Source organism: Pseudomonas anguilliseptica (assembly GCF_021375795.1).
Taxonomy (GTDB): Bacteria; Pseudomonadota; Gammaproteobacteria; order Pseudomonadales; family Pseudomonadaceae; genus Aquipseudomonas; species Aquipseudomonas anguilliseptica_A.
Genome location: NZ_JAEIOI010000001.1, coordinates 502,167 through 515,253, shown reverse-complemented (window position 1 = coordinate 515,253; position 13,087 = coordinate 502,167). Strand labels below are relative to the sequence as shown.

7 protein-coding genes are annotated in these 13,087 nt (G+C 61.9%); 3 read left to right on the top strand and 4 right to left on the bottom strand.

From position 1 onward, the window contains the following. Window position 1 precedes the first annotated feature (1 nt). The 3 genes from waaF to glnE form a co-directional block, all read right to left on the bottom strand. Entirely contained in the window at window positions 2-1,036 is a 1,035-nt protein-coding gene (waaF, locus tag IOD17_RS02340) for a lipopolysaccharide heptosyltransferase II (RefSeq protein WP_233683503.1), read from the bottom strand. A gap of 111 nt (window positions 1,037-1,147) precedes the next feature. After that, the gene (gene ilvE / locus IOD17_RS02335) at window positions 1,148-2,071 is read right to left on the bottom strand and encodes a branched-chain-amino-acid transaminase (protein WP_233683502.1); all 924 of its coding nucleotides are present in this window, start codon (window positions 2,069-2,071) and stop codon (window positions 1,148-1,150) included. An 87-nt stretch (window positions 2,072-2,158) separates the two neighbouring features. Further along, window positions 2,159-5,104: a bifunctional [glutamate--ammonia ligase]-adenylyl-L-tyrosine phosphorylase/[glutamate--ammonia-ligase] adenylyltransferase gene (glnE, locus tag IOD17_RS02330; protein ID WP_233683501.1), complete on the bottom strand. Its 2,946-nt coding sequence runs from the start codon at window positions 5,102-5,104 to the stop codon at window positions 2,159-2,161. Window positions 5,105-5,370: 266 nt separating this feature from the next. Between glnE and aceE the strand changes: the two genes are divergently transcribed. Both aceE and aceF read left to right on the top strand, forming a co-directional pair. After that, window positions 5,371-8,016 carry a pyruvate dehydrogenase (acetyl-transferring), homodimeric type gene (aceE, locus tag IOD17_RS02325; protein WP_233683500.1) on the top strand — a complete coding sequence of 882 codons (2,646 nt, stop codon included), beginning with the start codon at window positions 5,371-5,373 and terminating at the stop codon, window positions 8,014-8,016. A gap of 11 nt (window positions 8,017-8,027) precedes the next feature. Next, window positions 8,028-9,695, top strand: coding sequence for a dihydrolipoyllysine-residue acetyltransferase (gene aceF, locus IOD17_RS02320; protein WP_233683499.1), 1,668 nt, complete (start codon window positions 8,028-8,030; stop codon window positions 9,693-9,695). A 93-nt stretch (window positions 9,696-9,788) separates the two neighbouring features. On the opposite strand, the gene IOD17_RS02315 is transcribed toward aceF, so the two are convergent. Continuing rightward, window positions 9,789-10,265: a hypothetical protein gene (locus IOD17_RS02315; protein ID WP_233683498.1), complete on the bottom strand. Its 477-nt coding sequence runs from the start codon at window positions 10,263-10,265 to the stop codon at window positions 9,789-9,791. A 131-nt stretch (window positions 10,266-10,396) separates the two neighbouring features. Between IOD17_RS02315 and IOD17_RS02310 the strand changes: the two genes are divergently transcribed. Next, window positions 10,397-13,036, top strand: a complete 2,640-nt coding sequence (locus IOD17_RS02310; RefSeq protein WP_233683497.1) for a putative bifunctional diguanylate cyclase/phosphodiesterase — start codon at window positions 10,397-10,399, stop codon at window positions 13,034-13,036. Window positions 13,037-13,087 lie beyond the last annotated feature (51 nt).

Sequence of the window (13,087 nt, the reverse complement as noted above, 5' to 3'; positions counted from 1 at the left end):
GCTATTCAACCTCAACCGGGTCGCTGACCAGGCGATCCAACGCCTCGATCACCGGGCGCGGCTTGAGCTGACTCAGGCAGTTGTAGTGACCAAAGCGACAGGTGCGGTCGAAGCACGGGCTGCATTCCAGGCCCAGGCGGACGATTTCCACCTGCTCGGCCAGCGGCGGGGTAAAACCCGGCGAAGTCGAGCCGTAAACCGCCACCAGCGGGCGATTCAGCGCAGCCGCCACATGCATCAAGCCGGAGTCGTTGGACACCACGGCACCCGCGCAAGACAGCAGATCAATGGCTTCGGCCAGGCTGGTTTCGCCGGCCAGGTTCACCGCTTCCTCGCGCAAGCCGGGAATCAGCCGGCTGCGAATATCTTCACCAACCGGATGATCGTTCTTCGAGCCGAAAATCCACACCTGCCAGCCGGCGCGGATCTTCAGCTCGGCGACCTTGGCGTAATGCTCGCTCGGCCAGCGCTTGGCCTCACCGAACTCAGCCCCTGGGCACAGCGCCAGCACCGGGCGATCCAGGCTCAGGCCGAACTTGGTCAAGGCGGCGTCACGGCTCTGCGCATCGATCTGCAAGGCGGGGCGTGGATAAGGTTGCGGCAACGCGACCCCGGGCTCGAAGGCCAGCGCCATAAAGCGCTCGATCATCAGCGGGTAGCGTTCTTTATCAAGCGTGCGGATATCGTTGAGCAAGCCGTAGCGCAGCTCACCCTTCCAGCCGGTGCGCTTGGGAATCCCGGCAAAAAACGGCACCAGCGCGGACTTCAGCGAGTTGGGCAGCAAAATCGCCTGATCGTACTGGCCGGCCAGGGACTTGCCGATCGTGCGCCGCGTCGCCAGTTCCAGCACGCCATGACCGAGCGGAAAGCTCAGGGCCTGACGCACTTCGGGCATGCGCTCGAGAATCGGCCGGCTCCACTCGGGGGCCAGCACATCGATTGCGCAACCGGGATGACGCTGTTGCAGGCACTGGAACAGCGTCTGCGCCATCACCATGTCACCCACCCAGCTGGGGCCAACGATCAGTATTTTCATGCGGTTTCCAGAAACGACCAAGGAGGCTTTCGCCTCCCAGACAAACTCAACGCTCGGCTATCAGCCTAGCCCGCGGGCCGAATGCCGTAGCATCCAGCCCCTGCGAGACAGTTATTTGACCAGCGTGCGCCACTCAGCGTGGGCATCGGTTTTACCCGTCACCAAGTCAAAGTAAGCGGTTTGCAGCTTCTCGGTGATCGGCCCACGGCGGCCTGCGCCGATCTGCCGGCCATCGACTTCACGAATCGGCGTGACTTCGGCGGCGGTGCCAGTGAAGAAGGCTTCGTCGGCGATATACACCTCATCGCGGGTGATGCGCTTCTCGACCACTTCCAGACCATGCTCGGCGGCCAGGGTCAGAATGGTGTTACGGGTGATGCCATTGAGGCAGGAGGTCACTTCCGGGGTGTAGATCACGCCATTCTTGACCAGGAAGATGTTCTCGCCCGAGCCTTCGGCCACGTAGCCTTCCGGATCCAGCAGCAGCGCTTCGTCGGCGCCGCCGGAGATGGCTTCCTGCAGGGCCAGCATCGAGTTGATGTAGTTGCCGTTGGCCTTGGCGCGGGTCATCGAGATGTTCACGTGGTGACGGGTAAAGGAGCTGGTACGCACCTTGATGCCTACCTGCAGGGCTTCATCGCCCATGTAGGCGCCCCAGCTCCAGGCCGCGACGATCACCTGGGTTTTCAGGCCACTGGCGCGCAGGCCCATGGCTTCAGATCCGTAGAACACCATTGGGCGGATATAGGCGCTTTCCAGGTTGTTCTCGCGTACGGCGGCGCGGGTGGCTTCATTGATTTCGTCTTTGCTGAACGGAATCTTCATTCCCATGATGTGGGCCGAGTCGAACAGGCGGTCGGTGTGCGCTTGCAGGCGGAAGATCGCCGTGCCTTGCGGGGTGTTGTAGGCACGCACGCCTTCGAACACACCCATGCCGTAGTGCAGGGTATGGGTCAGCACGTGGGTGGTCGCGTTGCGCCACGGCACCAGCTCGCCGTCATACCAGATCACGCCATCACGATCGGCCATCGACATAGTTGCCTGCTCCTCAGATTCGATTGGTACAGCACTGACCGGTCACCCCAGGTAACCAGCCGCTTATTAAATTCAGCTCAGCCTGCGTCAGCTCAAGCCCAGTTCCTGCCAGATACGCATCACTGTGCGCCGCTCATCGGCAAACTGCTCACCGCTGACCACCCCAGGCTGCTTTTGCAGGGCCTGACGGTGCGCTGCACTGCGGTAGGCCTTGTAGATATCCTGCAGCAAGCGGGCATCTTCACCCGGTAGCAAGCCAACCCGCTCCAGCCCTTCCAGAATGCGAATATTGTCAGTGAACTCAAGCAATTCCGGGTACTGGCGCGACCAGGCCAGGGCCGCGTATTGCACCATAAATTCAATATCGACGATACCTCCGGCGTCCTGCTTGAGGTCGAACGGCGCGGCTGCCTCAAAGGCATTCGCTGCGGTGCCGGCTGCCGTGGCCTTGCTGCCGAGGTTGTCGCGCATCTTCGCGCGCATCTCGCTGACTTCAGTACGCAGGGTGGCCAGGTCGCGCTCACGCCCCAACACCCCGGCGCGCACCGCCTCGAAGGCCTTGCCGACGCGCGCACACCCAACCAGCACCCGCGCCCGCACCAGGGCCTGGTGCTCCCAGGTCCAGGCTTCGCCCTGCTGATAGCGCTCGAACGCACCCAGGGAGCTGACCAGCAGGCCCGCCGCACCAGACGGCCGCAGGCGCATGTCCACTTCATAGAGCTGACCGGAGTTGGTCTGCGTGGTCAGCAAATGAATGATGCGCTGGCCCAGGCGATTGAAGAACTGCGCGCCATCGATGGATTTCTCGCCATCGGTTTCCGCCTGCGGGTCGCCGTCGTGGATAAACACCAGGTCGAGGTCCGAGCCATGGCCCAGCTCGATGCCACCGACCTTGCCGTAGCCAACGATGACGAAATCCGGATCACAGACGCTGCCGTCAGCGCGGCGCGGCGCGCCATAGCGGCTCACCGTATGGCGCCAGGCCAGGGCCAACACTTGGTCAAGAATCGCCTCGGCCAGCCAGGTCAGGTAATCGGACACTTTCATCAGCGGTAGGGTGCCGGCGATTTCCGAGGCAGCCACACGCAGCCGGTGCGCCAGCTTGAAGTGACGTAGCGCCTCCATCTGCTGCTCCAGATCCTCCTCGGGAATGCGCATCAGCCGTTCACGCAGCTCGGCGGCCAGCTCCGGCGCCAACGGCGGCTTGAACAGTCGACCTTCGTTGAGCAGCTCATCGAGCAACAGCGGGAAGCGGGTGATCTGCTCGGCAATCCACGGACTGGCCGCGCACAGGGTCAATAGACGCTGCAGGGCGCTGGGGTTTTCCGTCAACAGCACCAGATAAGCCGAGCGCCGCGCCACCGCTTCGACCAACGGCAGCACGCGCTCCAGCACCAGGTCCGGATTGGCATGTTCCACTGCTTGCGCCAGCAGCCGCGGAATAAAGGCATCCAGGCGCTCGCGACCGAGGCGCTGCATGGCGCGCACCTGATTGCCGTTGCGCAGCCCCGCCAGGCGCTGCCAGGCCGACTGCGGCTCGGCGAAGCCGGCTTCGGCCAGCTGTCGGCACGCGGCTTCTTCGTCTTGCACGTCCTCCCAGAGCGGCAGCCACTCGCACCCCACCACCTCTTCGACCGCCTCCCCCTCTTCTTCATCAGGGTCAGCAATCACCTGACGGAAGTGCCAGTCCACCCGACCGCGCCAGTGCATCAGCTGTTCATGGAACGCCTGCCAGCTGTCGAAGCCCATGATAAAGGCCACCCGCGCGCGGTCCTGCTCGTTGTCCGGAAGCATCTGCGTCTGCCGGTCATCGATGGCCTGCAACGCGTGCTCGGCATAGCGCAGGAAGGCGTAACCGTCGCGCAGTTCGTCGGTCACCGCTGCCGGCAGGTAGCCCTGATCACGCAGGGTATTGAGCACGGCGAACAGCGAACGCTGCTGCAGGCTGAGGTCGCGACCGCCGTGAATCAGCTGGAAGGCCTGGGCGATGAACTCCACCTCGCGGATGCCGCCAGCACCCAGCTTGATGTTCTCGGCCATGCCTTTGCGCCTTACTTCCTGCTGAATCAGCTGTTTCATCGCGCGCAGCGCTTCGATCGCCGAGAAGTCCAGATAGCGCCGATAGACGAAGGGCCGCAGCATTTCCAACAGCTGCGCGCCAGCGACCTGATCACCGCCGACCACCCGCGCCTTGATCATCGCGTAGCGTTCCCAGTCACGGCCCTGATCCTGGTAGTACTGCTCCAGCGCATTGAAGCTGAACACCAGCGCACCGCTTGAACCGTAGGGACGCAAGCGCATATCGGTGCGAAACACGAAACCATCGACGGTGATCGCATCCAGCGCCTTGATCAGTTTCTGCCCCAGGCGGATAAAGAATTCCTGATTATCCAGCGCCCGCTTCACCCCTTCGGTTTCGCCACCTTCGGGGTAACCGAAGATCAGGTCGATGTCCGAAGACAGGTTCAGCTCATGGGCGCCCAGCTTGCCCATGCCAAGGATGACCATATGCTGCGCCTGGCCGCTGCGCCGGCCAATGGGTGTGCCGAACTGCGCACAATGGCGGGGGTAGAGCCATTGATAGGCCAGGTCGATACAGGCATCGGCCAGATCTGAGAGATCGCGACAGGTTTCGATCAGGTCGGCCTGGCGGCTGATATCGCGCCAGATAATCCGTAGCTGCTGGCGGTTGCGGTAACGTCGTAAACGCCGCGCCAGCTCATCCTCATCAGCACACTCAGCCAAGGCCTGAGCCAGCTGACCACGCAGCTCGCCGGACGCCAGGCTGCGCTCCAACTCACCAGAGGCGGCCAGGTCCAGCAGCATCTGCGGGTCACGTAACCCCTGCTGCAGAACAAACTCACTGGCTGCCCCAACTCGCCGCAGGGCCTCGAAACGCTCTGCTGGCCACGTGGCAAAGGCCGTCGCCGCCTCGCTGGATAACCCCGCGAAGGCCTGTTGCAAGGACTGTTCAGCGCGTACCGCGAGGGGGGACAAGGCAGCAGGCAAAGAGGCCAGCGCGGGCAGGCTCATGGTCTATCCTTTTTAGCGGTCTGTCAGTGCAGCGACCATGGATGGCACACCCAGCGCTAGAGCGGGTCGAATCACTGGCAGAAAAATAATTGTAGTTTTACTACCAAAGATTGTATCCAAAAGGCTGAAATCGGCGTCGGAATGTAGTAAAACTACACGCAGCCGGTCCTACCCCCGGTCAATCCAAGAATTCACGCGGCCACTCACGAAGTCGGCCACGAAACCTGGCCTCCGATTCTGGAAGCCTTTCCGCCCTGGAGCAAGCCATGCAAGACCTCGATCCCGTCGAAACCCAGGAATGGCTGGACGCCCTTGAGTCCGTCCTCGATAACGAGGGTGAAGACCGCGCACATTACCTGATGACCCGTATGGGCGAGCTGGCCACCCGCAGTGGTTCACAGCTGCCGTATGCGATTACCACGCCCTACCGCAACACCATCCCGCTGACCCACGAAGCACGCATGCCTGGCGACCTGTTTATGGAACGCCGCATTCGCTCGCTGGTACGCTGGAACGCGTTGGCCATGGTCATGCGCACCAACCTGAAAGATTCGGACCTGGGCGGTCACATCTCCAGCTTTGCGTCCTCGGCGACCCTGTATGACATCGGCTTCAACTACTTCTTCCAGGCTCCCACCGAGGAGCATGGCGGCGACCTGATCTTCTTCCAGGGCCACGCATCGCCCGGCGTTTACGCCCGCGCCTTTATGGAAGGCCGCATCACCGAAGAGCAGATGAACAACTTCCGCCAGGAAGTCGATGGCCAAGGCCTGTCGTCCTATCCGCACCCCTGGTTGATGCCGGACTTCTGGCAGTTCCCGACCGTATCCATGGGGCTGGGCCCGATCCAGGCGATCTACCAGGCACGCTTTATGAAGTACTTGGAAGCCCGCGGCTTTATCCCGGCTGGCAAGCAGAAGGTCTGGTGCTTTATGGGCGACGGCGAGTGCGACGAGCCGGAATCCCTCGGCGCGATCTCCCTGGCTGGCCGCGAGAAACTGGACAACCTGATCTTCGTCATCAACTGCAACCTGCAGCGCCTCGACGGCCCAGTGCGTGGTAACGGCAAGATCATCCAGGAACTCGAAGGCGTGTTCCGTGGCGGTGGCTGGAACGTCAACAAGGTGGTCTGGGGCCGCTTCTGGGACCCACTGCTGGCCAAGGACGTCGACGGCATCCTGCAGCGCCGCATGGACGAAGTCATCGACGGCGAATACCAGAACTACAAGGCCAAGGACGGCGCGTTCGTCCGTGAGCACTTCTTCAACTCGCCGGAACTCAAGGCGATGGTGGCCGATCTGTCCGATGACGAGATCTGGAAGCTCAACCGTGGCGGTCACGACCCGTACAAGGTCTATGCGGCCTACCACCAGGCGGTCAACCACAAAGAGCAGCCGACCGTGATCCTGGCCAAGACCGTCAAGGGTTATGGCACCGGTGCCGGCGAAGCGAAAAACACCGCGCACAACACCAAAAAGGTCGACGTTGAAAGCCTCAAGCAGTTCCGCGACCGCTTCGACATCCCAGTCAAGGACGAGGAGCTGGAAAACCTGCCGTTCCTCAAGCCGGAAGAAGGCAGTGCCGAAGCCCGTTACCTGAGCGAGCGCCGCGCCGCACTCGGCGGTTTCGTGCCGCAACGCCGCGCCAAGAGCTTCAGCATCCCGACGCCGCCGCTGGAAACCCTCAAGGCGATCCTCGATGGCTCGGGCGACCGTGAAATTTCCACCACCATGGCCTTCGTGCGCATCCTCGCGCAGCTGGTCAAGGACAAGGATATCGGCCAGCGCATCGTCCCGATCATCCCGGACGAAGCCCGTACCTTCGGTATGGAAGGCATGTTCCGCCAGCTCGGCATCTACTCGTCGGTCGGCCAGCTCTACGAGCCAGTCGATAAAGACCAGGTGATGTTCTACCGCGAAGACAAGAAGGGTCAGATCCTCGAGGAAGGCATCAACGAAGCCGGCGCCATGTCGTCGTTCATCGCTGCCGGTACCTCCTACAGCTGCCACAACCAGCCGATGCTGCCGTTCTACATCTTCTACTCGATGTTCGGCTTCCAGCGCATTGGCGACCTGGCCTGGGCCGCTGGCGACAGCCGCACCCGTGGCTTTTTGATCGGCGGTACCGCCGGTCGTACCACGCTGAACGGCGAAGGCCTGCAACACGAGGACGGTCACAGCCACCTGATGGCGGCCACCATCCCCAACTGCCGCACCTATGATCCGACCTACGGCTACGAGCTGGCGGTGATCATTCAGGACGGCATGAAGAAGATGACCGAAGAGCAACAGGACGTCTTCTACTACATCACCGTGATGAACGAGTCCTACCAGCAACCGGCCATTCCGGCGGGCGCCGAGGAAGGCATCATCAAGGGCATGTACCTGCTCGAAGAGGACAAGAAGGAAGCCGCGCACCATGTGCAGCTCCTCGGTTCCGGCACCATCCTGCGTGAAGTGCGCGAGGCGGCGAAGATCCTGCGTGACGAGTTCAACGTTGCGGCAGACGTGTGGAGTGTCACCAGCTTCAACGAACTGCGCCGCGACGGCCTGGCCGTGGAACGCAGCAACCGCCTGCACCCGGGCCAGAAACCCAAGCAAACCTACGTGGAAGAGTGCCTGAGCGGTCGCAAAGGCCCGGTTATCGCCTCCACCGACTACATGAAGCTGTTCGCCGAGCAGATTCGTCAGTGGGTGCCAAGCAAGGAATTCAAGGTCCTGGGCACCGACGGCTTTGGCCGCAGCGACAGCCGCAAGAAGCTGCGCGACTTCTTTGAAGTTGACCGCAACTGGGTGGTGCTGGCCGCTCTGGAAGCACTCGCCGACCGTGGTGATATCGAACCGAAGGTGGTGGCCGAAGCCATCGTCAAGTTCGGCATCAACCCGGAAAAACTCAACCCACTGGACTGCTAAGGAGCGAAACGATGAGTGAATTGATTCGCGTACCCGACATCGGTGGTGGTGAGGGTGAAGTCATCGAACTGATGGTCAAGGTCGGTGATCGTATCGAAGCCGACCAAAGTGTGCTGACCCTGGAATCGGACAAGGCCAGCATGGAAATTCCCGCGCCGAAAGCCGGCGTGGTGAAAAGCCTGAAAGTGAAGCTGGGCGACCGCCTGAAAGAGGGCGACGAACTGTTTGAGCTGGAAGCCGAAGGCGCTGCCCAAGCAGCACCTGCGGCGCCGGCTGCAGCACCGGCAGAAGCACCTAAAGCAGCAGCGCCTGCTCCAGCTGCCGCACCCGAGCCAGCCGCACAGACCAGCAGCAGTGTGCAGGACGTGCATGTGCCGGACATCGGTTCGGACGGCAAAGCCAAGGTCATCGAAATCCTGATCAAGGTCGGCGATACGGTCGAAGCCGATCAGTCGCTGATCACCCTGGAGTCGGACAAGGCCAGCATGGAAATCCCCTCGCCGGCTGCCGGCGTGGTGGAAAGCATCAGCGTCAAACTGGAAGATGAAGTCGGCACCGGTGATTTCATCCTCAAGTTGAAAGTAGCCGGCGCCGCTGCAGCTGCCGCTGCCGCTGCCGCAGCGCCAGCACCGGCCGCTGCGCCCGCCAGCGATGTGCACAAAGTGCCAGAAGGCGCACACCCAGCAGTCGCCGCTGAAGTTAGCGCCATTGCCTCGCTGGCAGCCGCTGCCGCCAGCGTTACTGCCGCGCCCAAGCGTGACGGCGCCAAGGTGCATGCGGGCCCGGCTGTACGCCTGCTGGCGCGCGAGTTCGGTGTCGAGTTGGGCGCTGTGCCGGGCACCGGACCGAAAGGCCGTATCCTCAAGGAAGACGTGCAAGCGTACGTCAAGGCGATGATGCAGAAGGCCAAGGAAGCACCGGCCGCCGGTGCAACCGGTGGTGCAGGCATCCCGCCGATCCCGGCGGTGGACTTCAGCAAGTTTGGTGAAATTGAAGAAGTGGCGATGACCCGCCTGATGCAGGTCGGTGCCAGCAACCTGCATCGTAGCTGGCTCAACGTGCCACACGTGACCCAGTTCGACTCAGCCGACATCACCGAACTGGAAGCCTTCCGCGTTGCGCAGAAAGCCGTGGCGGAAAAGGCCGGGGTCAAACTCACTGTACTGCCGCCGCTGCTCAAGGCCTGCGCCTTCCTGCTCAAGGAACTGCCGGACTTCAACAGCTCACTGGCACCAAGTGGCAAGGCGATCATCCGCAAGAAATACGTGCACATCGGCTTTGCCGTGGACACCCCGGATGGCCTGCTGGTCCCGGTGATCAGGAACGTCGATCAGAAGAGTCTGCTGCAACTGGCTGCCGAAGCCGCCGCATTGGCGGAGAAGGCGCGCACCAAGAAGCTGTCGGCCGACGATATGCAGGGCGCCTGCTTCACCATCTCCAGCCTCGGCCACATTGGCGGCACCGGCTTCACGCCGATCGTCAACGCGCCGGAAGTGGCGATTCTTGGGGTCAGCAAGGCGACCATCCAACCGGTCTGGGACGGTAAAGCCTTCCAGCCCAAGCTGATGTTGCCGCTGTCGCTGTCTTACGATCACCGGGTGATCAACGGTGCCGCTGCAGCGCGCTTCACCAAGCGCCTGGGTGATGTGCTGGCGGACATCCGCACGATGCTGCTGTAACGCGTCAACTTTCGAGCAGCCACGCTCGTATCCTCGACCCCGCCCCTTTCGGCGGGGTTTTTTTTGAGTACGCGTCAGATGAACAACAGGGGATCAGCCTTTTTGCAGATTGCGGATCAGAAAGCTCAGCGCCTTGGCCAGTTCAGCAGCGCCCTTGTGGTCACGCACGATGGTCAGCATTGGGCTACCGTCGTTGGGGTTGTGCAGCACGCAACTGATGCCGCTGCTTGGGCACTCGTAACGCACGAAAGGGTCGACGCCAAACAACGGCACACGCTGGTTGCGCACGGCAATGTCGGTACCCTGCTGACCACGGGTTTCCTCACGCAGCAGCAACTCACCGGCCTCGCCCTGACGCAGCTGATAAAGCAGGTCCTGACGCTGCGCCTGACCGACCTGATAGGCGGCGCGCAGGGCATAAGTTTTCAGCAGATCATTGCAGTGGGCCAACAGCGCCTGGCGCTCATCCTGGGTCAGGTAAAGGCGCTTGAGTTCAAGCAGGTAATTGCTCTGCTCGGCACTGCTCAAGCCGCCCTCGGGCTCAGCGGCAAACAGCGGAGCCGTGACCATACAGCTGCTCAGCAACACGGCGGTTATTAGTTTTCTTGTCAGTCGCAATTGCATGATGCACCCTTACTCGACGCGATAAATGAAGTGAGTCGATTGCCGCTTCAATCAGCATACTGGAAGCCAGCCACCGAATGAAAAGCCATCCCGATGCCGCGAGTCGTTTAGCGGCCGAGGTTGTGACACAGTTGCCAGTGCCTTCGCGCCTCGGCCTACTGCGTTTCGAGCGCTTGAATGAAGCCAGCTGGACCCTGCTGTACCTCGATTCAGGCTGTGAGCAACAGTTCGGTCTACCGGCCAATCAGCTCTGCTCTCTGCTCGACGCGCCCTACGCCAGCCTGATGGAGCCCAGTTCGCGCTACGCGCTGCACGATGCCATCCAGCAACAGGTCGCCCAACAGCGCCATTACTGCGTGCAGTACCGCCTGCACAGCCCGCGCGGCAGCCTCAACCTGATGGAGCTGGGTGAGAGCTTCAAACAGCATGGCCGCCAGTTACTGCGCGGCTACCTCTTGGTGCTGGACGAGCCGGAAACAGCTGCCCCCCAGGCGCCCGCACTCTACCCACGCACCCAGGCCGAACTGCAGGAACAGCAACAACGCTCACAGGCCCAGCAACAGCTGATCGTATCTCTCGCCCGCCGCCATTACAGCGACAGCAACCCACTGCGCGAAGCTGCCGAGCTGATCAGCAAAAGCGCCTGCGAACTGTATGGCGTCAATCGCGTGGGCATCTGGAATATCGATGGCCATATGCTGCATTCAGTCGCGCTGTACCAGAGCGACCTGGGCCGGCATGTCGAGCAGGGCGATATCGACGCCAGCGCCTACCCGGCCTACCTGCAAGCGCTGCACAGTGGTCGCTCGCTGGATGCGCACAACGCTCACCTCGACCCGCGCACCCGCGAACTGGCGAGCAGCCACCTGGAACCCATGGGCATCACCTCCATGCTCGATGCCAGCATCCGCATCGAAGGCGAGGTGGTGGGTGTGCTGTGCCTGGAACACACCGGCCTGCCCCGCACCTGGCAAGCAGACGAAATTGCCTTCGCCGGCGAGCTGGCCGATCAGTATGCACAGGTGCTGACCAGCCAGCAGCGACGCTCTGCGACCAGCGCCCGCTACCTGTTCCAGCGCGCCGTCGAACAGAGCTCCAGCGCGATCATCCTGCTCGACCGCGACGGCCAGGTGGAATACGTCAACCCCAGCTTTACCGCCATCACGCTGTACAGTTCCAGCGAAGTGGAAGGCCGCCGCCTGTCCGAAATCCCTGCACTGGAAAACCTCAGCGACCTGCTGTTCGACGCGCGCTCCAGCCTGGCCGAGCAGAACAGCTGGCAGGGTGAATTCAAAAGCCGCCGCAAGAACCTCGAGCCTTACTGGGGCCAGCTATCACTGTCCAAGGTGCACGCCGACGACGGCAGCCTGACTCACTACATCGGCATCTACGAGGACGTCACCGCCAGCAAGCAGGCGCAGCAGCACATCGAACGCCTGGCCTTCCGCGACAACCTCACCGGCCTGGGCAACCGCTATGCCTTTATCCGCTCGCTGGAAAGTCACTTCAACGAGCACCCAGGCAAGCCGATCAGCCTGCTGCTGGTAGACATCGACAACTTCAAGCGGATCAACGACAGCCTCGGCCACCAGACCGGCGACAAACTGCTGGTCAGCCTGGCCCGGCGCCTGCGCAATACCCTGCCAGTCAGCAGCGTGCTGGCGCGTTTTGCCAGCAACGAATTTGCCGTGCTGCTGGACACCAACCAAGCCGACAGCCAGATGATCGCGCAGAAGCTGCTGCAGACCCTGGACAAGCCCCTGTTCGTCGACAACCAGCTGATCAACGTCACCGGTTCCATCGGCCTGGGCTGCGCGCCCCTGCATGGCAATGACCCGCAGACCCTGATGAAACACACCGGCCTGGCGCTGCACAAAGCCAAGGCCAACGGCAAGAACCAGCTGCAGGTGTTTACCGACGCGCTGAATGCCGAAGCGCATTACAAACTGTTCGTCGAAAGCAACCTGCGCCGTGCGCTGATGCAGAACGAGCTGGAAGTGTTCTACCAACCCAAGCTGTGCCTCAAAAGCGGCCAATTGCTGGGCATGGAAGCGCTGCTGCGCTGGAACCACCCGGAAAAGGGCATGATCAGCCCGGATAAATTTATCAGCGTGGCGGAAGAAACCGGTCTGATCATCCCCATCGGCAAATGGGTCACCCGTCAGGCCTGCCGCATGAGCAAGCAGCTGATTGCGGTCGGCCATGTGCCGTTGCAGATGGCCATCAACCTGTCACCCAAACAGTTCTCCGACCCGGACCTGGTGGGCGAGATCGCCGCCATCCTCCACGAGGAACAGCTGGAGCCCTCGCTGCTGGAGCTGGAACTCACGGAAAGCCTGCTGCTCGAAGCCACTGGCGACACCCGCCAGCAACTCAGCCGCCTGAAGAGCCTGGGCCTGACCCTGGCCATGGACGACTTCGGCACCGGCTATTCGTCGCTCAGCTACCTGAAAAAATTCCCCATCGACGTGATCAAGATCGATCGCAGCTTTATCAAGGACATTCCCGAAAATCAGGACGACATGGAAATCACCTCGGCGGTGATCGCCATGGCTCACAACCTGAAGCTCAAGGTGGTGGCCGAGGGCATCGAAACCCTCGCTCAACTGACCTTCCTGCGCCGCCATCAATGCGATATCGGCCAGGGTTACCTGTTTGACCAACCGATTGCCGGGCGCGACCTGCTGGAGAAACTCAAGCGCTATCAACGGCGCTGAACCCATGCCGGCTGTAACAAGCCCGCCCGATGACTGTCTATGCCTTACCGC